Origin of the sequence: Pseudomonas sp. DrBHI1 (assembly GCF_002205115.1) — a bacterium.
GTDB classification, from domain to species: Bacteria; Pseudomonadota; Gammaproteobacteria; order Pseudomonadales; family Pseudomonadaceae; genus Aquipseudomonas; species Aquipseudomonas mosselii.
Map to the genome: position 1 here is coordinate 1,560 of NZ_NIBE01000133.1, position 20,590 is coordinate 22,149.

Annotated in this window: 21 protein-coding genes; 7 read left to right on the plus strand and 14 right to left on the minus strand. The window is 64.9% G+C overall.

All coding sequences use genetic code 11. From position 1 onward, the window contains the following. From CC207_RS28060 to CC207_RS24595, 7 genes are all read right to left on the minus strand, one after another. Positions 1 to 378: DUF4892 domain-containing protein (locus tag CC207_RS28060; RefSeq protein ID WP_256582353.1), on the minus strand; the 378-nt coding region annotated here is incomplete at its 3' end. 102 nt (positions 379 to 480) lie between these two features. Then, positions 481 to 1,335 carry an alpha/beta hydrolase gene (locus CC207_RS24570; protein WP_028690482.1) on the minus strand — a complete coding sequence of 285 codons (855 nt, stop codon included), beginning with the start codon at positions 1,333 to 1,335 and terminating at the stop codon, positions 481 to 483. Next, positions 1,332 to 2,120 (minus strand): alpha/beta fold hydrolase, encoded by a 789-nt coding sequence (locus CC207_RS24575; RefSeq protein ID WP_028690481.1) that lies wholly within the window; start codon positions 2,118 to 2,120, stop codon positions 1,332 to 1,334. The genes CC207_RS24570 and CC207_RS24575 overlap by 4 nt, the downstream gene beginning before the upstream one ends. Positions 2,121 to 2,209: 89 nt before the next feature. Beyond that, positions 2,210 to 2,566 carry a hypothetical protein gene (locus CC207_RS24580; protein WP_028690480.1) on the minus strand — a complete coding sequence of 119 codons (357 nt, stop codon included), beginning with the start codon at positions 2,564 to 2,566 and terminating at the stop codon, positions 2,210 to 2,212. A gap of 103 nt (positions 2,567 to 2,669) precedes the next feature. Continuing rightward, complete coding sequence (gene sixA / locus CC207_RS24585) at positions 2,670 to 3,128, minus strand: phosphohistidine phosphatase SixA (RefSeq protein ID WP_062363695.1); 459 nt, start codon at positions 3,126 to 3,128, stop codon at positions 2,670 to 2,672. Further along, complete coding sequence (locus tag CC207_RS24590) at positions 3,125 to 3,472, minus strand: DUF4389 domain-containing protein (protein ID WP_028690478.1); 348 nt, start codon at positions 3,470 to 3,472, stop codon at positions 3,125 to 3,127. Before CC207_RS24590 ends, sixA begins: the two co-directional genes overlap by 4 nt. 10 nt (positions 3,473 to 3,482) lie before the next feature. Next, positions 3,483 to 4,508: an NAD(P)H-dependent glycerol-3-phosphate dehydrogenase gene (locus CC207_RS24595; RefSeq protein ID WP_028690477.1), complete on the minus strand. Its 1,026-nt coding sequence runs from the start codon at positions 4,506 to 4,508 to the stop codon at positions 3,483 to 3,485. A 185-nt stretch (positions 4,509 to 4,693) separates the two neighbouring features. On the opposite strand from CC207_RS24595, the gene CC207_RS24600 reads away from it, so the two are divergent. The 5 genes from CC207_RS24600 (at position 4,694) to fabB (ending at position 11,607) form a co-directional block, all read left to right on the plus strand. Next, a complete protein-coding gene (locus CC207_RS24600) occupies positions 4,694 to 6,841 on the plus strand; it encodes a TonB-dependent siderophore receptor (protein ID WP_175406160.1) in 2,148 nt (715 codons plus the stop codon). Next, complete coding sequence (locus CC207_RS24605) at positions 6,841 to 7,731, plus strand: ABC transporter substrate-binding protein (protein WP_069016225.1); 891 nt, start codon at positions 6,841 to 6,843, stop codon at positions 7,729 to 7,731. Before CC207_RS24600 ends, CC207_RS24605 begins: the two co-directional genes overlap by 1 nt. Then, positions 7,728 to 9,653, plus strand: a complete 1,926-nt coding sequence (locus CC207_RS24610; RefSeq protein WP_088852912.1) for a response regulator — start codon at positions 7,728 to 7,730, stop codon at positions 9,651 to 9,653. The genes CC207_RS24605 and CC207_RS24610 overlap by 4 nt, the downstream gene beginning before the upstream one ends. Positions 9,654 to 9,859: 206 nt before the next feature. Continuing rightward, the gene (fabA, locus tag CC207_RS24615) at positions 9,860 to 10,375 is read left to right on the plus strand and encodes a 3-hydroxyacyl-[acyl-carrier-protein] dehydratase FabA (protein ID WP_028690473.1); all 516 of its coding nucleotides are present in this window, start codon (positions 9,860 to 9,862) and stop codon (positions 10,373 to 10,375) included. Positions 10,376 to 10,386: 11 nt separating this feature from the next. After that, on the plus strand, positions 10,387 to 11,607 hold the full coding sequence (gene fabB / locus CC207_RS24620) for a beta-ketoacyl-ACP synthase I (RefSeq protein ID WP_028690472.1): 1,221 nt from the start codon (positions 10,387 to 10,389) through the stop codon (positions 11,605 to 11,607). A 70-nt stretch (positions 11,608 to 11,677) separates the two neighbouring features. On the opposite strand, the gene CC207_RS24625 is transcribed toward fabB, so the two are convergent. Together CC207_RS24625 and CC207_RS24630 are read right to left on the minus strand one after the other, a co-directional pair. After that, the gene (locus CC207_RS24625) at positions 11,678 to 13,303 is read right to left on the minus strand and encodes a methyl-accepting chemotaxis protein (RefSeq protein ID WP_028690471.1); all 1,626 of its coding nucleotides are present in this window, start codon (positions 13,301 to 13,303) and stop codon (positions 11,678 to 11,680) included. Between the two features lie 114 nt (positions 13,304 to 13,417). Continuing rightward, positions 13,418 to 14,425 (minus strand): amidohydrolase family protein, encoded by a 1,008-nt coding sequence (locus tag CC207_RS24630; protein ID WP_088852913.1) that lies wholly within the window; start codon positions 14,423 to 14,425, stop codon positions 13,418 to 13,420. Positions 14,426 to 14,535: 110 nt separating this feature from the next. On the opposite strand from CC207_RS24630, the gene CC207_RS24635 reads away from it, so the two are divergent. Beyond that, on the plus strand, positions 14,536 to 15,399 hold the full coding sequence (locus CC207_RS24635) for a pirin family protein (protein ID WP_088852914.1): 864 nt from the start codon (positions 14,536 to 14,538) through the stop codon (positions 15,397 to 15,399). 29 nt (positions 15,400 to 15,428) lie between these two features. Here the strand turns inward: CC207_RS24635 and CC207_RS24640 are convergent, their stop codons facing one another. The 4 genes from CC207_RS24640 to CC207_RS24655 all read right to left on the minus strand — a co-directional run bounded on the left by CC207_RS24640 (position 15,429) and on the right by CC207_RS24655 (position 19,196). Then, positions 15,429 to 16,154, minus strand: a complete 726-nt coding sequence (locus CC207_RS24640) for a dienelactone hydrolase family protein (RefSeq protein WP_028690468.1) — start codon at positions 16,152 to 16,154, stop codon at positions 15,429 to 15,431. A gap of 109 nt (positions 16,155 to 16,263) precedes the next feature. Next, positions 16,264 to 18,171, minus strand: a complete 1,908-nt coding sequence (gene htpG, locus CC207_RS24645; RefSeq protein WP_028690467.1) for a molecular chaperone HtpG — start codon at positions 18,169 to 18,171, stop codon at positions 16,264 to 16,266. Positions 18,172 to 18,264: 93 nt separating this feature from the next. Further along, complete coding sequence (locus tag CC207_RS24650; protein ID WP_088852915.1) at positions 18,265 to 18,723, minus strand: PaaI family thioesterase; 459 nt, start codon at positions 18,721 to 18,723, stop codon at positions 18,265 to 18,267. Then, positions 18,720 to 19,196 carry a PaaI family thioesterase gene (locus tag CC207_RS24655; RefSeq protein WP_088852916.1) on the minus strand — a complete coding sequence of 159 codons (477 nt, stop codon included), beginning with the start codon at positions 19,194 to 19,196 and terminating at the stop codon, positions 18,720 to 18,722. The genes CC207_RS24650 and CC207_RS24655 overlap by 4 nt, the downstream gene beginning before the upstream one ends. 136 nt (positions 19,197 to 19,332) lie before the next feature. Here CC207_RS24655 and CC207_RS24660 point away from each other — a divergent pair, with 136 nt between their 5' ends. Further along, entirely contained in the window at positions 19,333 to 19,608 is a 276-nt protein-coding gene (locus CC207_RS24660) for a hypothetical protein (RefSeq protein ID WP_028690464.1), read from the plus strand. Positions 19,609 to 19,674: 66 nt separating this feature from the next. Here CC207_RS24660 and CC207_RS24665 read toward each other — a convergent pair whose 3' ends face one another. After that, the gene (locus CC207_RS24665; RefSeq protein ID WP_028690463.1) at positions 19,675 to 20,424 is read right to left on the minus strand and encodes a DUF599 domain-containing protein; all 750 of its coding nucleotides are present in this window, start codon (positions 20,422 to 20,424) and stop codon (positions 19,675 to 19,677) included. Positions 20,425 to 20,590: the final 166 nt, after the last annotated feature.

The following is a 20,590-nucleotide window of genomic DNA, read 5'->3' on the forward strand; positions in this document are numbered from 1 at the left end:
GGCATTGGCGAACACGTCGTTGGCCCATAGGCTAGCTTCGCCGCAATCGCGGCCCTGGCACCAGAACAACGGATAGCCGCCCTCCTGCTGCAGGGCCTCGCGGGCGCTGGTGAAGGCTTCGCGGGCGCTGCGCTCGACCGGCAATTCGTAGGTCACGGAACTGACCTGGCCACGGCTCTCGACCTTGTCGTCGACCCGCAGGCGACCGCTGATCTTGCGCAGCGGCCCCAGGGGGTAGACCCGCTCCTGTTCCACCGCCGGGCGCTGGTCGACCACCTTGGCGTCAGGCGGGACCGGTAGGCTGCCGGCCCATAGCAAGGGGCTGGCGATGGCGAGGCAGGCGGCGATGGCGCCGCGAACGAAAACAGGTGCGCTCATCGACCACCCTCGCAGGTGGCGGGGCAAGGCGCGTGGATGTCTGGCATGTACATGGTTGTCTCCCTTTCAACCCGCCAAGCCTCGACAGTTGTCCGGTGCAAGTCAAGGAATGCCAAAGAAGCGATTGAAACAGTCTGCGACAAGGGCCGCGCCCTCGGCGTCGTTCAGGTGCAGGTGGTGGCCGCCCGGCAGGGTCACCTGCTCGAAGGGTAGCTGCTCCAGCAGCTGCGTGTGGCGCGCCAGCATGCCGTCGGCGGCCACCACCAGGCAGGCCGGGCAGGCGATGCGTTTGACGAAGGCCATGGCCTGGTCCTGGTTCAGGCGGGTTGGCGAGGGCAAGGTCAGGCGGCTGTCGCTGCGCCAGCTGTAGCCGCCGGGCACCGGCATCAGCCCACGCTGGGCCAGCAGTTCGGCGGCTTCACGGCTGACCGCGACCATGCCTTTCATGCGCGCCTCGACGCCCTCCTCCAGGGTCGCGTACACCGACTTGCGCTTGCCTTCCAGGCGCAGTTGCGCCTGCAACGCCAGCCCCAAGCGCTCGGCGGCGTCCTGTTCGCTGAGCGTCGGCGGAATCACCCCGTCGATCAGCGCCAGGTGGCTGACCCGCTCGGGCAAGGCCCCGGCCAGTTGCACCGAGATGATCGCCCCCAGCGAATGGCCGAGCAGGCCGAAGCGCGCCCAGCCCAGCTGCTCGGCAACCCGCAGCACGTCATGAGCGTAGTCGGCCAGCGCATAACCAGCGCCGACTGGACGATGCCCGGAGTAGCCATGTCCGGCCAGGTCCAGGGCGACGATGCGCAGTCCCTTCAGTTGCGGCGCCAGGCGGGCGAAGCTGTTGGCGTTGTCCAGCCAGCCATGCAGGGCGATCACCGGCAGGCCGTCGGCCGGGCCAAACAGGTGCGCGGCCAGCTCGATATGGCCAAGCGTCAGGCGAATCTCCTCGACCTGGGCGCTCATGCCTGGCTCCAGCGGTCGAACAGGCCCTTGATCAGGCCGGCGGTGTCGGTGGGCCGTTCCAGCGGGAACATGTGCCCACCGGGCAAGCTGTGGTACTCGCCCTTGGCCATGGCGCGCACGGCCAGGGCATGGTGCTTGCGGATCACCCGGCTCTGGGCGCCGCGCACCATCGCCAACGGCACCTGCAACTGGCGTGGCCGGGCCGGACTGACATGGGGAATGCTGCGGTAGATGCCGATCTCCGTGGCCGGGTCGAAGCGCAGGCGCAGGCCTTCCTCGCCCTGCTCCAGGCCATGCTCCAGGTAGGCTTCAAGGCAGTCCGGATCGAAGTGGCGGAACAGGGACTTGCCGGCAAAATAGGTACGGGCGCTGTCGCGATCGGGAAATGCCTCGCGCCGGCCCAGGGTGCGCCCGGCCGGGGTGATGCGGTCGATGAAGCCCAGGCGCTTGGCGGCCTGGATCAGCCACTCGTCCGCGCGGGTCAACACCGGCGAGTCGAGCATCACCACCCCGCGGTAGAACTCCGGTCGGCGCAACGCCGCATGCAGGTGCAGCACGCCGCCCAGCGAATGGCCGACACCCCAGACCGGCGCGTTCTGCTGCTCGAGGTGATGCAGCAGTTCGTCCACCAGGTTCTGCCAGTTGTCGTTGACCGGAAAGCGCGGGTCGTGGGCATGCTGCGCCAGGTGACATACCTCGTAGTCCGGCCTCAGGGCGGCGAACAGCTTGCCGTAGGTGGCCGAGGGAAAGCCGTTGGCGTGGGCGAAGAAGATCTGCTGCGACATGGCCGCCTGCTCTGCACGGGGATGGATGGCCCATTGTCGGTAAGCCGATCCCTGCCGGCAACGTTCGGAAAGGTCATCGCCGGTGGCGATCAGGTCATTCGGCTGCGCTCGAGACTGGCCAGCGAACGGTGCAGGCAGGCGCGCATGTAGCCCAATTGCCAATCCAGCGCTTCGCGGGCCAGGCTGCGGTCCGCTTCATTGTCGGCCAACCGGCGCAGGGCCAGGCAACTGGTCTGCAGCAAATGGGCCATGCGAATGCTGGCCTGGCGCAACTGCTCGAGTTCGTACTGGCCTTCGAAGCGGCGCATCAGCTCGTCGAGCTTGGCGTCGGCGCAGTCCTGCAACAGGCGGTATTCCGCAAAGTCCAGGGCACGCGCATCACTGAGCTTGTCGAGCAGCGATTGCGGGTTCACGGAGCGCACCAGCTCCAGTCGATAACGGCTCATTTGCCTCTCCCTGTGCCTGCGCGGCTGCATGACTCAGCCACGGCGCCACGCTACTTGACCAGACGACAGGCCGGCAACTGACAGAAATGCCAGTTGCCAGGGCTCAGCCGGAATGACGCAGGCCACGCAGGGTCATCAGCCCCGCCAATGGCCAGTCCCCTTCCAGTTCGGCCAGGCTCGCGGTGCTCAACGGCGCCGGTTGCTGGCCATGGCCATGCTCAAGCAGACCAACCAGGCTGCCCACCAGCGGCTGGTGGCTGACCAGCAGCACATGCTCGAGCCCCAGGCGCTCGACTTCGCCGATCACCTGCTGCACGTCGCTGTCCGGCGTCAGCCAGGGCACCGTGCGTACCGGCTCGGCAAAGCCCAGCGCGCCGTGCACCAGGGCGGCGGTCTGCTGGGCGCGTACGTAGGGGCTGGCGATGATCGCCTGCAGCGGCTGGCCGAGCAGGTGCGCGGCACTGCGCAGCACCTGCTCGCGACCGTGGGCGGTCAGGCGTCGCTCGGCGTCGCTGTTGGCCCGGGGTTCCGCCTCGCCGTGGCGCAGCACCCAGAGCTTCACAGCTTGGGCTCCTCGTCACGCACTGGGTGCGCTGCCGGTGCGACGGCGTGCGGCGCCTCGCCCTCCGGCGCACGCGGCGTCGGCCAGTCGGCGAACGGCCAGGGCTTCTGGTCGCAGTGGAAGGTGCCGAAGCGGCCGATCTGCGCCAGGTACTGGCTGAGACTGTCGCCGAAGTTCATCAGGCTGGCGCTGGGCGCGCCATAGACCAGCCGGTAGATCAGTTGCACCAGCACAAGGCCGCCGAGCAGCAGCTCGGCCAGTTGCCAGGCCACCAGGAATACCAGCATCCACAGCACTCGCAGGATGATCGACTCGCGCTCGGCGCGCTCGGGGGTATCGTTCATGGTCGCTCCCTCAATTGAAACCGCTGGTGGAAATGAAATCGACATCGGTTTTGGGCTCAGCGCGCATCAGGTGCTCGATCACCTGGTTGAGCGTGCGCCCTTCGAACAGGATCGCGTGCAGGCCCGCCACCAGCGGCATGTACACACCCACTTCCTGGGATTTGGCCTTGAGCACCTTGAGCGTGTTGACGCCCTCGGCCACCTCGCCCAGACGGCTGACCGCCTGTTCCAGGCTCAGGCCCTGGCCAAGGGCATGGCCGACCTGGTAGTTGCGGCTCTTGGGCGACGAGCAGGTGACGATCAGGTCGCCGACCCCAGCCAACCCCAGGAAGGTCATGGGATTGGCGCCCTGGCTCACGGCGAAGCGGGTCATCTCGGCCAGGGCGCGGGTGATCAGCATGCTCTTGGTGTTCTCGCCCATCCCCAAAGCCACGGCCATGCCGGCAATGATGGCGTAGACGTTCTTCAGCGCGCCGCCCAGTTCGACGCCGAAGCGGTCGGCACTGGCGTAGACGCGGAAGGTACGGCCATGCAGCACGGCCTGTACCTGCTGGCACAACGCCTCGTCCTCGCTGGCGACCACGGTGGCGGTCAGCGCATGCTCGGCGATCTCGCGGGCCAGGTTGGGGCCCGACAGCACGCCGATGCGCGCCTGGGGGGCGATCTCTTCGAGGATCTGGCTCATCAGCTTGAAGGTGTGCGCCTCGATGCCCTTGGTCAGGCTGACCAGCCCCTTGCCACGCAGCAGCTCGGCGTGGGGAGCAAGCACGCTGCGCAAGGCACTCGACGGCAAAGCGACGAAGATCAACGCGCTGCCCTGCAAGGTGGCAAGCAGGTCGTTGACCGGCTCGACGCCGTCATGCAGGCGGATGCCCTTGAGGTAGCGCGGGTTCTCGCGATCGACGCGCATCGCCTCGGCCTGCGCCGGGTCGCGCATCCACTGCCGCACCGGATGGCCATTCTCGGCCAGGAGATTCGCCACGGCGGTGCCGAAGCTGCCGCCTCCAAGAACCGCAACAGGTTGCTGTTCAGTCATATCCAATCCGTTAACCAATAAAGTAAGTGGCGACCCGGGCATTATACGGTGCCGATGCGACAGAACCAGTGCGTATGCATCGTGGGGCCAGCCCACGCACCCGAACACAATAGAGAAAGTTCAGGGGGGCGATGCGGCAATAGGCCATCCGCCGATCACTGGCAAAAGCCGTAGGGTCGGTTAACATGCCTGATTCATTTCTGAAACAAGGCCGTTTCGTGTTCCCTGGCACGCCCCCGTATCCTCGCCTGCTGTTGCTGACCGCCCTGCTGGGCGGGCCGGCCCTGGCCGACGACCTGTTCATCGACAACCAGGACCTGCCGCAGGTTCTGACCGCCACGCGCCTGAAACAATCCCCGGCGGCGGTGCCTGGTAGCATGACCGTGCTGGACAGCGAGCTGATCCGCGCCAGCGGCGCCCGCGATATTCCCGAATTGCTGCGCCTGGTGCCGGGGATGATGATCGGGTACGGCGCCGGCAATCAGTCGACGGTGAACTACCATGGCAGCAATGTCAGCGATGCCCGGCGCATGCAGGTGCTGATCGATGGCCGCTCGGTATACCGCGCGGGCCTGGCCACGGTGGACTGGAGCGATATCCCGGTGGCGATCGAGGATATCGAGCGCATCGAGGTGTTCCGCGGTCCCAACACCGTCAGCTACGGTGCCAACGCGCTGATGGCGGTGGTCAACATCCTCACCCGCAACCCGGCCGACAGCCATGGCACCCGGGTCAAGCTGAGCCGCGGCCAGGATGGCATCAACGATTACTACGCGAGCCAGGGCTTTGGCTGGGACAGCGGCGACCTGCGCCTGTCGCTCTCCGGCCAGCAGGACGATGGCTTCGACCACGACCAGTTCGGCCGCGACTACCGCGACAGCCGCCGGCTCAACCGCGTCAACCTCAACGCCAGCCACACCCTGGCGCCGAACCAGACCCTGGAATGGCAACTGGCGGCCAAGGAGGGCAGCAACCAGCGGCCCTATACCTACCAGCCGGTGTTCGGCAACTACCGGGCCGGCGACAATGCCGATGTCAACGCCAAGGACTACGCAGGTTCGGTGCGCTGGAACATCGACCTGAACCCCGAACACAGCCTGTATGTGCAGGGCTCGGCCCAGCACTTCGACCGCCAGCAGGTATGGCGTGCCTGCGACGCGGCAATCGCCTTCAGCCCGGAGTTGACCCGCCTGTGGCAGCTCGACCCGAACTTCGCCGAGAAGGTCGCGCGCAACCTGTTTACCGGCAACCTGCCCAGCACCACCAACCCTGAGCTCGGCTCGCTGATGAGCCAGGTACAGAACCAGTGGGTCAACGGTGGCCGCAACACGATCTGCGGCGACGTCGACCAGAGCACCCGCGAGACCCGCTACGACCTGGAAATCCAGGACACCCTGAGCCTCACCGACAGCCTGCGCCTGGTCACCGGCATGAACTACCGCTACGACAAGGCCGACTCGCAGACCTACTTCAACGGCAGCATCGATGACCAGACCTGGCGCCTGTTCGGCCAGCTCGAATGGCGCATCGACGAACACTGGATCGTCCAGGGCGGGGCGATGCACGAGCACTCGCAACTGTCTGGCAACTCGCTCACCCCACGGGTGGCGGTGAACTACCTGATCACCCCGCGCCACGGCCTGCGCGCCGTGTATTCCGAGGCGATCCGCTCGCCGGACATGTTCGAGAACAACGTCAACTGGAGCTACACGGTCAAGAACCTCACGCCCAACCGCTACGGCCTGCAGAACGGCGAATATTTCGTCAAGACCCGCGGCCCGGGCAACCTCGACCAGGAACGCATGCGCTCGCGTGAACTCGGCTACAACGGCTATTTCACCGACATCGACCTGAGCATGGACGTGAAACTGTTCTATGACGAGATCACCGGGATGATCAGTGAGCCGTTGAGGAACAACCAGTACATCGCCAGCAACGCCAACAAGGCGCGCTTCAGCGGCAGCGAGGCGCAGTTCGACTGGCGCGCCACCCAGCGCGATCGCCTGCGCCTGACCTACGCCTACGTCGACGCCTGGGCCAGCAACCCCAACGACCGGCGCCTGAGCGCACGCAACAGCGGTTCGGCCGGCTGGTTGCGCGACTGGGGCGAAGGCTGGTCCAGCGCCCTTTTCTACTACGGTGACGACGCCCTCAATGGTTACCGTTACGAACGGGTCGACCTGCGCCTGGCCAAGCGTTTCAAGGTGCACGGCAGCAACCTGGAGCTGGCCGCGCTGTGGCAGCAGCGCCTGGACGACGAACCGGTCACCCTGGAGCAGAACCGCTACGACAGCCGCCACCGCCTGAGCGTCAGCGCGGAGCTGGAATTCTGATGGTCCGTCTGCTGCGCCTGTTGCTGCTGTGCCTATGGCCCCTGGGATCGCTGTCCGCCAGCGAAATCCTGCTGGTGGGCGCCGAGGACCAGCCCGGCATTCGCAGCTTCGTCACGGCCCTGGAAAAACGTCGCCCCAACGACCAGGTACGGTTCCAGACTGTCGAGCAACTGCCGAGCCCGGGCAAGCTCAAGGCAGACACCCGGCTGATCCTGCTCGACACCCCAGCCCTTGAATGGCGCCTGGGCGAGGCCGCAGGACCGGCAGCGCTGGCGCTGCGGGTCAGTCGGGTCCAGGCCGAGCAGCGCCTGGGCGCCTCGCGCCCCGCCTACCTGACCCTGCTCTGGAGCGACCCGCCCCTGGCCCGGCAACTGCGCCTGACCCGATACCTGTTGCCGCAGGCACGGCGCATCGGCGTGCTGTACGGCGAACACAGCCGTTTCTTGCTCGACGAGCTGCGCCAGGCCGCCAGTTCATTGGGCCTGGAAATCGTCGCCCAGGACTGGCCCGACCTTCGCGACAGCCGTCCCCTGCAGGCCCTGCTGGGCAACAGCGACGTGCTGCTCGGCCTGGACGATCCCGACCTGTACAACTCCAAGTCGGCCAAGAACGTGCTGCTCAGCAGCTATGGCCGACAGATGGCGCTGATCGGGCCGAACGTCGGCTTCGTCCGTGCCGGCGCCCTGGCCAGCACCTACAGCGACCAGGACGACTGGCTGGCGGTGCTCGGGCAACTGCTCGACCTGCCTCCAGGCCGCTGGCCGCGCAGCCTCTACCCCGCGCACTTCGGTGTCAGCGGCAACCAGCAGGTAGCTCGCGCCCTTGGCCTGGAGGCGATCGACCCGGTCGCCGCCGCCCTGGCCCTCGCCGAAGGAGCCCCCACCCCATGAGCAAGCGCCTGAGCTGGGACATCCATACCCGTACCCAGATCATCAGCCTGGGCCCCGCCCTGTTGCTGACCCTGCTGCTGATCAGCTTCTTCACCTTCGTGCGGATCCAGGACCTGCGCCAGGAACTCAACCACACCGGGCAACTGATCGCCAACCAGTTGGCGCCAGCCTCGGAGTACGGGGTGATCTCGGGCAACAACGAAGTCCTCGAGAGCCTGATGCGCGCCACTCTGAGCATTCCCCACGTGCGTTTCCTCGAGGTGCAGGACAGCCGCAACCATATCCTGGTGTACGTCGAGCAACCCAACGAAAGCCAAAGCCGCGCCCAGCGTGTCGAGGTGTTCCAGGCGCCGATCCGCCTGCAGCAGATCCGCCTGGACAATGACTTCCTGCAGGGCAAGGCGCCAGCGCCGAACATCGGCGACGACTATCTCGGCCGGGTGATCGTCGGCATGTCCGACGACGCCTTCAGCCAGCGCCAGCAGGAGATCGTGATCAAGGCTGCGATCCTCGCCCTGTTCGCCCTGCTGTTCACCTTCCTGCTGGCGCGGCGCCTGGCCACCAGCCTGTCCAAGCCGATCAGCGACATGGGCCACGCGGTCCGGGCGATCCAGCAAGGCGACTTCAACGCGCCTTTGCCGGTGGTCGACGACAGTGAGCTGGGCCACCTGGCCCGGCACATCAACAACCTGGCCAGCGCCCTTGACCAGGCCGCCCACGAACAGCAACAGGCCATGGGCCAGCTGATCCAGGCCCGCGAAGAAGCCGAGCAGGCCAACCGCGCCAAGTCGGACTTCCTGGCGATGATGAGCCACGAGTTGCGCACCCCCATGAACGGCGTGCTGGGCATGCTGCAGTTGCTCGAGACGACCGAGCTGACCGGCGAACAGGCCGACTACACCGCCGTGGCCAGCGAATCCACCGGCCACCTGCTCAAGGTGATCAACGATATCCTCGACTTCTCGCGGATCGAGCGCACCACCCTGGAGCTGGAACATATCGACTTCAACCTCGGCGAGCTGATCACCAGCAGCGTGCAGTCGTTCCAGCACAGCGCCCAGCAGCGCAACCTGGACCTGCGCCTGCAACTACCGCCGGGCATGGACTCGCTGCAGGTGGTGGGCGATCCGACGCGCATTCGCCAGATCCTGCTGAACCTGGTGGGTAACGCACTGAAGTTCACCGAGCGCGGCGAGGTGGCCATCGAGGCCCGCTGGCAGGTGCTCGATCGCCAGTTGATCTGGCTGACCTGCACCGTGCGCGACACCGGCATCGGCATCGACAGCAACCGCCTGGAGATGATGTTCGTGGCCTTCCAGCAAGCCGACAACACCATCTCCCGGCGCTATGGCGGCACCGGGCTGGGCCTGTCGATCGCCCGCACCCTGGCCGAGCGCATGGGCGGCCAGCTGCGCGGCGAGAGCCGCGAGGGGCTGGGCTCGACCTTCACCCTGGAAATGCCACTGGCCCTGGCCAGCACCCCCGCCACCCTGCCCGTTGCGCCCCAGGACAGCGCGACAGGCAAAGGCGGCGGGCGAGTGCTGCTGGTGGAGGACAACCCGGTCAACCAGAGCGTCATCGAGGCGATGCTGCGCAGCCTCGGTTTCGAGGTGAGCCTGGCGATGGACGGCGCCCAGGCCGTCGACCTGGTCGGCCAGCAACGCTTTGCCGCCGTGCTGATGGATTGCCGCCTGCCGCATGTCGACGGCTACGAGGCCACCCGGCGCATCCGCCAGCTGCCGGGCAGCGCGGGCCTGCCGATCATCGCCCTGACCGCCAGCGCGTTGCAGGGCGACCGCGAACGCTGCCTGGCCGCCGGAATGAACGATTACCTGAGCAAGCCGTTCAAACGCACCGATCTGCAACGCATCCTGCAACGCTGGTTGCCGGGTCGGACAGCCGCGACTGGCGATAAATGCTAAAGTGCGGCAGTCTTAAGGACTGGACAGGACCGCCGCAGGGCCGGAAAATAACATTTCAGTGCACACCTGTACTTCTTTTGCCAGGTGCGCTGTGACTTTCACCACAACGCAATAGTCTACCTGTAGGCTGCCGCCTCGAATGCCAAGCGCTTCGGGCCGGCCGGGAAGATTCATCCCCTGCCGCAGGGGGTTATTGAGGAGCTCGCATGACCAAACAACACGCCTTTACTCGGGAAGACCTGCTGCGCTGCAGTCGCGGTGAGCTGTTCGGCCCCGGTAATGCGCAACTGCCCGCCCCGAACATGCTGATGGTCGATCGCATCACCCATATCAGCGAGGAAGGCGGCAAGTTCGGCAAAGGTGAATTGGTCGCCGAGCTGGATATCAATCCGGACCTGTGGTTCTTCGCCTGCCACTTCGAAGGCGATCCGGTGATGCCGGGCTGCCTGGGCCTGGACGCCATGTGGCAGCTGGTCGGCTTCTTCCTCGGCTGGCAGGGCCTGCCGGGCCGTGGCCGCGCCCTGGGTTCGGGCGAAGTGAAATTCTTTGGCCAGGTCCTGCCGGAAGCCAAGAAAGTCACCTACAACATTCATATCAAGCGCGTCCTGAAGGGCAAGCTGAACATGGCCATCGCCGATGGCTCGGTCAGCGTCGACGGTCGCGAGATCTACACCGCCGAAGGCCTGCGGGTCGGCGTGTTCACCTCCACTGACAATTTCTAAGGGTTATTCGCATGCGCCGCGTCGTGATCACTGGTCTGGGCATCGTATCGTGCCTGGGCAATGACAAAGCTACCGTCACCGAAAACCTGCGCAACAGCCGTCCGGGTATCCGTTACAACCCGGAATACAAGGAAATGGGGCTGCGTAGCCAGGTTTCCGGTTCCATCGACCTCAACCTCGAAGAGCTGATCGACCGCAAGGTCTATCGCTTCGTCGGCCACGCCGCCGCCTATGCGTACCTCGCCATGCAGGACGCGATCAAGGACGCCGGCCTGACCGAAGAGCAGGTTTCCAACCCGCGCACCGGCCTGGTTGCCGGCTCCGGCGGTGCTTCCACCCTGAACCAGATGGAAGCCCTGGACACCCTGCGCGAAAAAGGCGTCAAGCGCGTCGGCCCCTACCGTGTCACCCGCACCATGGGCAGCACCGTGTCGGCGTGCCTGGCCACCCCGTTCAAGATCAAGGGCATCAACTACTCGATCTCGTCGGCCTGCGCCACTTCCGCACACTGCATCGGCACCGCCCTGGAGCAGATCCAGTGGGGCAAGCAGGACATCGTCTTCGCCGGTGGCGGTGAAGAAGAGCACTGGAGCCAGTCGTTCCTGTTCGACGCCATGGGCGCCCTGTCGACCAAGCGCAACGAAACCCCGGAACTGGCCTCGCGCGCCTACGACGCCGACCGTGACGGCTTCGTCATCGCCGGCGGCGGTGGCATGGTGGTGGTCGAGGAACTGGAACATGCCCTGGCCCGTGGCGCCAAGATCTATGCCGAGATCGTCGGCTACGGCGCGACTTCCGACGGCTACGACATGGTCGCCCCGAGCGGCGAAGGCGCGATCCGCTGCATGCAGCAGGCGCTGTCCACCGTCGACACCCCGATCGACTACCTGAACACCCACGGCACCTCCACCCCGGTCGGCGACGTCGCCGAGATGAAGGGCGTGCGTGAAGTGTTCGGCGACAAGGCACCGAAGATCAGCTCGACCAAGAGCCTGTCGGGCCACTCGCTGGGCGCCGCGGGCGTGCACGAGGCGATCTACTGCCTGCTGATGATGGAGAACAACTTCATCGCCGGCTCCGCCAACATCGACGAGCTGGACCCGGAAGTCGCCGACCTGCCGGTGCTGCGCAAGACCGAAGAAAACGCCAAGATCGACACGGTCATGAGCAACAGCTTCGGCTTCGGCGGCACCAACGCCACCCTGGTGCTCAAGCGCTGGACTGGCAAGTGATCGGCTGATCCGCTGAACGAGAACGCCCGGACCAAAGTCCGGGCGTTTTTTTTGTGCCCCGCGATGGCCCTTATACCGAAAACCGCTGTACCAGGGTGTTCAGGTCCACCGCCAGCCGCGACAGCGCCTGGCTCGCGGCGGACGTTTCTTCGGCCCCGGCCGAGGACTGGTGCGCCAGGTCGCGAATGGTGGTCAGGTTGCGGTCCACCTCCCGCGCCACCTGGGCCTGCTGCTCCGAGGCACTGGCGATCACCAGGTTGCGCTCGTTGATCTGGCCGATGGCCGCTGCGATCGCTTCCAGCGCCTGGCCGGCGGCATGGGCGCCGTCCAAGGTCGAACGGGCCTGGGCGTCGCTGTGCTGCATGCCCTGCACGGCCCGCTCGGCGCCGCTGCGAATAGCCACGATCATCTGCTCGATCTCCTGAGTCGAGGTCTGCGTGCGGTGGGCCAGCGCCCGCACCTCGTCAGCGACCACGGCGAACCCACGCCCGGCCTCGCCGGCCCGCGCCGCCTCGATAGCAGCGTTTAGCGCCAGCAGGTTGGTCTGCTCGGCGATCGAGCCGATCACATCCAGCACCTTGCTGATGTCGTGCACCTGCTGGGCCAGTTGCCCCACCTCTTCGGCGTTGCCCGCCACGCCATTGGCCAGCGCCTCGATGGCAGTGACCGTGGCCTGCACCTGCTCGCGCCCACGGCGGGCGATCTGGTCGGACTCTCGGGAAGCCTCCGAGGTGGCCACCGCATTGCTCGCCACCTCCTCCACCGCCGCCGTCATCTGGTTCACCGCGGTCGCGGCCTGCTCGATCTCCATGCTCTGCTGCTGCAGGCCGCGGGTGGCGTCTTCGGTGACCGCGCTCAGCTCTTCGGACGCCGAGGCCAGCTGGCTGGCTGAATCGGAGATCCGCCCGATGGTCTCGCGCAGGCTCTGCTGCATGCTCTTGAGCGCCGCCAGCAGGCGCGCCGGCTCATCGTCGCCCTGCACGGTGATCTGCGGCGTGAGGTCGCCCGTGGCGACCGTCTCGGCCACCTTCAGCGACTGCCCGAGCGGTCGCACGATGCTGCGGGTCAGGGCCAGGGCGAGCACCACGGTGAGGCTCAGGGCGATCACCAGCAGCACGCCGACCCAGACCTTGGCGCCGTTGTACACGGCCTCGGCCAGGTCTGTGGCGGAGTTGGCCTGGTGGTTGTTCAGCTCGATCAGCTCGTTGAGCGTGGCGGTCATCTGGTCGGCCAGCTGGTTCATCTCGCCGTTGACCAGCACCGCTGCGTCCTGAACATGCCCATCGGTGGCCAACTGCACCACCTGCCCCTGCAAGGTCATGTACTGGCGCTCCAGGACCTGGTAGCGGTCGAACAAGGTCCGCTCCTCTGGCAGCACGATCAACCCATCGTAATGGTTCTGAGCCTTGCTCAGGCCGCCCTTGATTTCTTCGATGCGGGCACGGTTCTGCTGCTGGGCGGCCGGGTCGGTGTTGACCAGCAGGCGCAGGGTCAAGGCGCGGATGCGCAGCATGTCCTGGGTCATGCTGCCCACCGAGATCACGCTCGGCAGCCAATTGTTGTCGACCTGCTCGGACTGCTGGCGCATGCTGGTCATCTGCTGCAGCGCGAAGCCGCCCAGCGCCACCACCAGCAGCGCCATGATGCCGAAGCCCAGGCCCGCGCGCGGGGCGATATTCAAGCGTCTCAGGCTCATTTCCAGGATCCCTCCCAAAAGCGTTGTTCCGTCGCTTAATGAAGGTATCGGGCCGCCTGGAAATTGCGTAAGACGAAAACGCGATATCAAAAAGCTATCCACTGCTATAACGCGCTACTTCGCTGCTTTTGGCAGCAGATTGACAAAATTCGTCCGACTCACCTGCTCCGCAACCGCTGCCGGCAAGGCATCAAGGAAGGGGTCGAAACCGTGCATCTGTTCACCCAGGCTGTCGAACTGCCCCACCAGGTCGGAGCCGAGCACGAAACGCTGAGGGAAGCGTTCGACCAGCGCCACCCAGTCCTGGCGCGGCACACCCTTCGGATCAAGCAGGTAGGGCTTGAGCACGCTCCAGGACAGGTCGACATACAGGTTCGGGTAGTCCTCCAACAGCCGCGTCAGCACCGGCAGGAGAAAATCCATCTGTTCCTGATGTCGATGGATCTCCAGACTGCTGCCGGCGTGGGCCCAGATGAAGCGAGTCTGCGGATGGTTGCGCAGTGGCTCTTCGATCTCGGCCAGGTAAAGCGGGTTGCGCTCGCGCTTGGAGGTGATGTTCGAATGCAGTAGCACCGGCAGGTCGCGCTCGGCAGCCAGGTGATAGATGCGGGTCATGGCTTCGTTGTTGGCCCGCGGCGTGTCGCCGCTGGTCAGGGCGGTGAGGTCGTCGTGGCGGGTGAACACTTCGCCAATGCCCTGCCACAACCCCGGATAGAGGTCGAGCATGCGCTCGATATGATTGACGGCGTTCTTGTCCACCGGATTGAAGCCGGTGAGAAACGGGTGAAAGCGACGGCGTTGCTGCGCTGGCAGCTTCTGCAACGCGGCGGCGACATACAGGTCGGTGGCGCTGTACCAGTAGGCGTCTGCGTCATCCCCGGCGTAATAACGCGGGCGCTTGGGCTCGTCCTCGTGCCATTTCTTCGCCACCGCAATGCCGGAAATCATCGACTGCTCCACACCGGCCGCGTCCATGGCCTTGAGCAACGCCGGCATGCCCTCGGTCTCCTGGAAAAAGTCCACGTAGTGCAGGTGCGCGTCGCTGTAGCGGTAGTCGCGGGCCTGCGCGGAATCGAACAGGCCTGCGCTCAACAGCAGGCAAGCCAGTGTGCGGGCGATCATTGGAGCCTCCTTTTGCCATCCCCGCCAGAGTAGACCGGGCAGCGCCCGCGACGGTTCAGCCACGGACGGCGAAACGCTATGCTTGCAGGCATCCCTCAAGGAGTGTCGCCATGAGCAGTCCCCTGGTCATCCGCCCACGTGCCGAATCGGTCGAGGGCCAGCCGATCCTGCGCCCGCTGCCATCGGCGCAGTGCCGCAGCGTCGGCCCCTTCGTGTTCTTCGACCATATGCTGGAAACCGACTACGCGCCGGACCATGGCATGGACATTCGCCAGCATCCGCATATCGGCCTGTCCACCCTCACCTACCTGTTCGAGGGTGAAATCCAGCACAAGGACAGCCTGGGCTCGGACCAGCGCGTACAGCCGGGCGATGTCAGTTGGATGACCGCCGGCGCCGGCGTGGCGCACGTCGAGCGAACGCCGGCAGAAGCATTTCGCAAAGGCTCGCGCCTGCATGGGCTGCAGGTATGGCTGGCTTCCCCGCAAAGCGCCGAACAAGGGCCGGCAAGCTACAGCCATCACCCGGCGGCCAGCCTGCCGCTCAGCGACAGCCTGGGCGTGCAGATCCGCATGATTGCGGGCAAGGGTTTCTGCCTGGAATCCCCCGTGCCAGTGCTCTCCCCGACACTTTATGCCCATGTGCGCATGCAGCCGGCCACCACCCTGATCGTGCCGACGGAACACGCACAGCGCGCGCTGTATCTGCTCGAAGGTGAGTTGCTGCTGGATGGCGAGGACGTCGAGCCATGCAGCCTGGTCGTGCTGCCTGAGGGCGAAGCGGTGAGCTTGTATGCCGAGGAGGAGTGCCAGCTGGTGCTGATCGGCGGCGCGCCGCTGGATGGTCCGCGGCGGATGAACTGGAATTTCGTGGCCAGTGATCCGGCCTTGATCGAGTCGGCGCGGGCGCGCTGGGCGGCTGGGGATTGGCCAGTGGTGCCGGGGGAAAGCGGGCGGATCGAACTACCGCGCTAAACCGGGGCCGCTTTGCGGCCCCTGAGCGTTCAGCCTGCGAACACTTCCTTGAGCAAGTTATGCATCGAGCGGAACGCCCGCTCCGACGTACGCCGGTCATACTGCATCTTGCCCGGCACATTGGCGTTCGGATCGGTGAACGAATGCACCGCGCCGCCATAGCTGAGCAATTGCCAGTCGACCTTGGCCGCGTTCATCTCGGCCTCGAAAGCCGGTAGCTGTTCCTTGGGCACCAGCGGATCGGAAGCGCCATGCAGCACCAGCACCGAACCCTTGATGCGCTTGGCATCCTCGGGGCTTGGCGTGTCCAGGGTGCCATGGAAGGAAACGGCGGCCTTCAGGTCGGCGCCGGAGCGGGCCAGTTCCAACGCGCAGCAGCCACCGAAGCAGAAGCCGAAGGTGGCCACCTTGCCAGGCTCCAACAAGGCCCTAGACTGCCCCAGCAGCTGCGCCAGCGCCTCCTGCATACGCTTGCGCAGCTCGGCGCGATCATTTTTCAGCGGCATCATCGCCGCGCCCGCCTCATCGGCATTGGACGGGCGCACCGACTGGCCGTACAGGTCGGCGATCAACACCACATAGCCTTGCTCGGCCACTTCCTTGGCGATACGTTCGGCGCCCTCACCGATACCCATCCAGTTCGGCGCCATCACCAGGCCCGGCTGGGGCAGCGCGCCCTGGGTGTAGACCAGGCGGCTTTCGTAGGCTTTGCCTGACAGGTGGTAGACCAGCGATTCGACGATGACCTTGCTCATTCAGCTCTCCTTGGGCTTCACGGGTCAGCACATGATAGATGCATTCCCAGCGCCCCCCATTCTCACCAGAAAGAAAAAGCCCGCCGAAGCGGGCTTTGTCTGCGTCAGATCAAGCGGACAGCTCGACCAGCAGCTTGTTGAGGCGACGCACATAGGCCGCCGGGTCCTTCAGGCTGTCGCCGGCCGCCAGGGCCGCCTGGTCGAACAGGATGTGCGAAAGCTCGGCAAAGCGGTCTTCGCTCTGCTCGCCATCGAGCTTCTCGATCAGCGGGTGGGTCGGGTTGAACTCGAAGATCGGCTTGGACTCGGGCACCTTCTGCCCGCTGGCTTCGAGGATCTGGCGCATTTGCAGGCCCAGGTCCTGCTCACCGATGGCCAGGATCGCCGGCGAATCGGTCAGGCGGTGCGAGACACGCACTTCGGCCACGCTGTCACCCAGCGCGCCCTTGAGGCGCTCGACCAGGCCTTCCTTGTCCTTGGCGACTTCTTCCTGGGCCTTCTTGTCCTCTTCGGAATCCAGCTTGCCCAGGTCCAGGTCGCCACGGGCGACGTCGACGAAGGCCTTGCCATCGAACTCGCTGAGGTAGCTCATCAGCCACTCGTCGATGCGGTCGGTCAGCAGCAGCACTTCGATGCCTTTCTTGCGGAAGACCTCCAGGTGCGGGCTGTTCTTGACCTGGGCGTAGGATTCGCCGGTCAGGAAGTAGATCTTGTCCTGGCCTTCCTTGGCGCGGGCCAGGTAGTCGGCCAGGGCAACGCTCTGCTCGCCGCTGTCGTCGTGGGTGGAGGCGAAGCGCAGCAGGCCTGCGATCTTCTCCTTGTTGGCGAAGTCCTCGGCCGGGCCTTCCTTCAGCACCTGGCCGAAGTTCTTCCAGAAGCCCTTGTACTGCTCGGGCTCGTTCTTCGCCAGCTTCTCCAGCATGTCCAGCACGCGCTTGGTCAGCGCGGTCTTCATCGAATCGATGATCGGATCCTTCTGCAGGATCTCGCGGGAAACGTTCAGCGACAGGTCGTTGGAGTCGACCACACCCTTGATGAAGCGCAGGTACAGCGGCAGGAACGACTCGGCCTGGTCCATGATGAACACGCGCTGCACGTACAGCTTCAGACCGCGTGGCGCTTCGCGCTGGTACAGGTCGAACGGTGCGCGGGCCGGCACGTACAGCAGCGAGTTGTACTCAAGCTTGCCTTCGACCTTGTTGTGGCTCCAGGCCAGCGGGTTCTCGAAGTCATGGCCGATGTGCTTGTAGAACTCCTGGTACTCCTCATCCTTGACCTCGGTGCGCGAACGGGTCCACAGGGCGCTGGCGCGGTTGACGGTTTCCCACTCCTGGGCCGGCTGCTCTTCGCCTTCGGCAGCCGCTGGTTGCTCCTTCGGCAGCTCGATCGGCAGGGCGATGTGATCGGAGTACTTCTTGACGATGTTGCGCAGGCGCCAGCCATCGGCGAACTCGTCCTCGCCCTTCTTCAGGTGCAGGACGATACGGGTGCCGCGCTGCGGCTTGTCGACGGTGGCGACCTCGAACTCACCCTCGCCCCTGGACGACCAGTGCACGCCTTCGGCGGCCGGCAGACCGGCGCGACGGCTGAACACGTCGACCTTGTCGGCGACGATGAACGCGGAATAGAAGCCCACGCCGAACTGACCGATCAGGTGCGAATCCTTCTTCTGGTCACCGGTGAGGTTCTTCATGAAGTCGGCGGTGCCGGACTTGGCGATGGTGCCCAGGTGGGCAATGACGTCTTCGCGGCTCATGCCGATGCCGTTGTCCTCGAGGGTCACGGTATTGGCGTCTTTGTCGAAGCTCAGGCGGATTTTCAGCTCGGCGTCGCCTTCGAGCAGCTCAGGCTTGGCCAGGGCCTCGAAACGCAGCTTGTCGGCGGCGTCGGAAGCGTTGGAGATCAGCTCGCGCAGGAAGATCTCCTTGTTCGAATACAGGGAATGGATCATGAGGTGCAGCAGCTGCTTTACCTCGGTCTGGAAGCCCAGGGTTTCTTTTTGAGTCTCCACACTCATGGTCTTCAAACTCCAATCTGTTGGTTGTTGACGCCTGGCGGCCGTCGGGCCTGCTTTTGATGGCGGATGTCCAGCAGATGGGGGCACCCCTGACTATTTCAAGGGCTTTTCCGGTTCGATCTTGAAATGTGCGCGCGCCGTGGCGATCGGCGTGTCGCGATCGCCCTGCCAGGCGGTGATGGCGACGTTGGTCACCCGCCGCCCCTGGCGCCATAGCTGGCACTGGGCGTAGGTGTCGCGAAAATGCCCGGCGCGCAGGTAATCGATGGAGAAATCGATGATCTTCGGGATGCTCGCGCTCTCGCTGTAGATCAACAGGTAGAGTGCCGCGGACAGCTCCATGAAGCCGGCAATCACGCCACCATGGATCGCCGGTAACAACGGGTTGCCGATGTTGTCAGGGTTGGCCGGCAGGCGGAACAGCAGGTCGTCGCCGTGGCGCTCGCACTCGATGCCGATCAACCCGGCATACGGGATCAATGCCAGCAATGGCTGGTAATCGCCGCGAGCATGGGCCCGGTTCAACTGTTGACGGATATCGGCGGGGATCACGCGCGGCCCTCCTTGAGGCTGTTGCCGAAGCGAATGCCGCCCTTGACGTCCTGCCCCAGGCGCATGAAGGTGCCGACCACCTGGCAGATCGGCTGCGCGGGGTCGTCCTGGTAGGCAGTGCCGCGGGTGAAAATGACATCGCGGGTCACCCGGTAGCACTGGGCATGGCCGAAGATGTCCTTGCCGGCCTCGGCCGGGTGCATGTAGTCGATGCGCAGGTCCAGGGTCGGGCACACCTCGAAACGCGGCAACGCGCAGAGCGTGGCCATGCCGCAGGTGGTGTCCATCAGCGTGGTCAGCACCCCGCCGTGCACCGCGCCGTTCTGCGGGTTGCCGACAATGGCCGGTGACCAGGGCAGCACCAGCGTCATGCCGTCGGCGTCGGCGTGGTGCACGCGCATCTGCAATACCTGGCAATGTTTCAACGCCGAGAGAAAACGCTCGGCCATCGCCATCAATGGCATCTCGTTCATTGTCCCTCGCTTCATAAAATAGATAAAAAGTCCATATAGGTCGGGCAGTTATATATCTGTAACCTTTGTGGAACTTCTTCGCAGACGATGAACTCGAAGGTACACGTAAAGTTATTCCACCCAGGAGAAACACCCCATGCGTAAACCTTTTGCTTTTGCTCTGATGCTGGCCGCTGCCATGGGCCTGGCTGCTTGCGATAAAGCGAGCGAAGACAAAGCCCAGGACGCACAGCAACACGCCGAGCAAGCCCAGGAAAAGATGGGCGAAGCTCAGGATAAGATGAACGAAGCCGCCAAGGAAAACGCCGAAGCCGCCAAAGATCAGGCCGAAGCGCAGCAGAAGGCCGCCGAGGAGGCCGCGCCCTCCACCCCAGCGCCGACCACTGCGCCTGCCGAGCCTGCCAAGCAGTAATCGCGCCATACAAAAAAACCCGACAATGTCGGGTTTTTTTGTATCTACCGCTTACGCTAAAAGGTTTCAGCCAGCAATACCGGAAGCGTCCTTGCCCGGCTCTACCGACACACTTTCCGTCGGTGTGAACACCATCACTTCCAGTACATGGGAATGGAACTCGCGGCGATACAGGATGAATACAACGCCGACACTCATGACCATGAACAACCAAGGGCTGATGAACCAACTCAGCATGGCCATGCCGAAGTAGTACGAACGCAATCCCAGGTTGAACTGGTTGGCGGCCAACGACAGTACGCGTGCGGCCCGAGAGGCGAAGGCCTTGCGCTCGAGTTCGTTGACCAGGCGCTCGCCGATCATCGGCGCCGAACCCACCAACACAGCGGCGAAGTTGTATTGGCGCATGCACCAGCTGAAGGTGAAGAAGGCGTAGACGAACACCATCGCCAGGCACAGCAACTTGATTTCCGACATCCCTTGCGAGGCCTGCTGCACCAATGGCAGGTCGGCCAGCAGCGACAGCGCGCGATCCGACGCTCCGAGCACGGTGAGGATACCGGCGAGGATGATCAAGGTACTGGAGGCGAAGAACGACGCGTTGCGCTCCAGGTTGCCGATCACGCTGGCATCGGCGATTCGGTTGTCGCGCAGCAGCATGCGGCGCATCCAGTCTTCGCGGTACAGGTGCAGCACGCTGGCCAGGCACGCCGTGTCGCGGCCTTTCCAGATGGCGTAGCGGGTGTAGCCGCCCCAGCAGATGGCGAACCAGCAGGCGGCAAGGAGGTTGCCCAGGTTGTTTTGGATGAAGCTCATGCAGCAGTCCCGTCAAAGAGAAACAGACCGGTTTTCGACGCCCGGATTCGGCAAAAGACACGCCCTCGCCACGATAGCGTCGGTACAGCCGACAAAAAACCCCGCGCCTTTCGGCAGCGGGGTTTCGATATCCACCATCGGCAAGCGCCCTTCAGCTTGTGGCCAG

Bases quoted from the DNA above. Each gene is read 5' to 3' on its own strand.
- CC207_RS24635 (WP_088852914.1), top strand. From the start codon at position 14,536: ATGAGCAGTCCCCTGGTCATCCGCCCACGTGCCGAATCGGTCGAGGGC.
- CC207_RS24595 (WP_028690477.1), bottom strand. From the start codon at position 4,508: ATGACTGAACAGCAACCTGTTGCGGTTCTTGGAGGCGGCAGCTTCGGC.
- fabA (WP_028690473.1), top strand. From the start codon at position 9,860: ATGACCAAACAACACGCCTTTACTCGGGAAGACCTGCTGCGCTGCAGT.
- CC207_RS24590 (WP_028690478.1), bottom strand. From the start codon at position 3,472: ATGAACGATACCCCCGAGCGCGCCGAGCGCGAGTCGATCATCCTGCGA.
- CC207_RS24665 (WP_028690463.1), bottom strand. From the start codon at position 20,424: ATGAGCTTCATCCAAAACAACCTGGGCAACCTCCTTGCCGCCTGCTGG.
- fabB (WP_028690472.1), top strand. From the start codon at position 10,387: ATGCGCCGCGTCGTGATCACTGGTCTGGGCATCGTATCGTGCCTGGGC.
- CC207_RS24655 (WP_088852916.1), bottom strand. From the start codon at position 19,196: ATGAACGAGATGCCATTGATGGCGATGGCCGAGCGTTTTCTCTCGGCG.
- htpG (WP_028690467.1), bottom strand. From the start codon at position 18,171: ATGAGTGTGGAGACTCAAAAAGAAACCCTGGGCTTCCAGACCGAGGTA.
- CC207_RS24570 (WP_028690482.1), bottom strand. From the start codon at position 1,335: ATGAGCGCCCAGGTCGAGGAGATTCGCCTGACGCTTGGCCATATCGAG.
- CC207_RS24625 (WP_028690471.1), bottom strand. From the start codon at position 13,303: ATGAGCCTGAGACGCTTGAATATCGCCCCGCGCGCGGGCCTGGGCTTC.
- CC207_RS24640 (WP_028690468.1), bottom strand. From the start codon at position 16,154: ATGAGCAAGGTCATCGTCGAATCGCTGGTCTACCACCTGTCAGGCAAA.
- CC207_RS24605 (WP_069016225.1), top strand. From the start codon at position 6,841: ATGGTCCGTCTGCTGCGCCTGTTGCTGCTGTGCCTATGGCCCCTGGGA.
- CC207_RS24660 (WP_028690464.1), top strand. From the start codon at position 19,333: ATGCGTAAACCTTTTGCTTTTGCTCTGATGCTGGCCGCTGCCATGGGC.
- CC207_RS24575 (WP_028690481.1), bottom strand. From the start codon at position 2,120: ATGTCGCAGCAGATCTTCTTCGCCCACGCCAACGGCTTTCCCTCGGCC.
- CC207_RS24630 (WP_088852913.1), bottom strand. From the start codon at position 14,425: ATGATCGCCCGCACACTGGCTTGCCTGCTGTTGAGCGCAGGCCTGTTC.
- CC207_RS24580 (WP_028690480.1), bottom strand. From the start codon at position 2,566: ATGAGCCGTTATCGACTGGAGCTGGTGCGCTCCGTGAACCCGCAATCG.
- CC207_RS24600 (WP_175406160.1), top strand. From the start codon at position 4,694: ATGCCTGATTCATTTCTGAAACAAGGCCGTTTCGTGTTCCCTGGCACG.
- CC207_RS24610 (WP_088852912.1), top strand. From the start codon at position 7,728: ATGAGCAAGCGCCTGAGCTGGGACATCCATACCCGTACCCAGATCATC.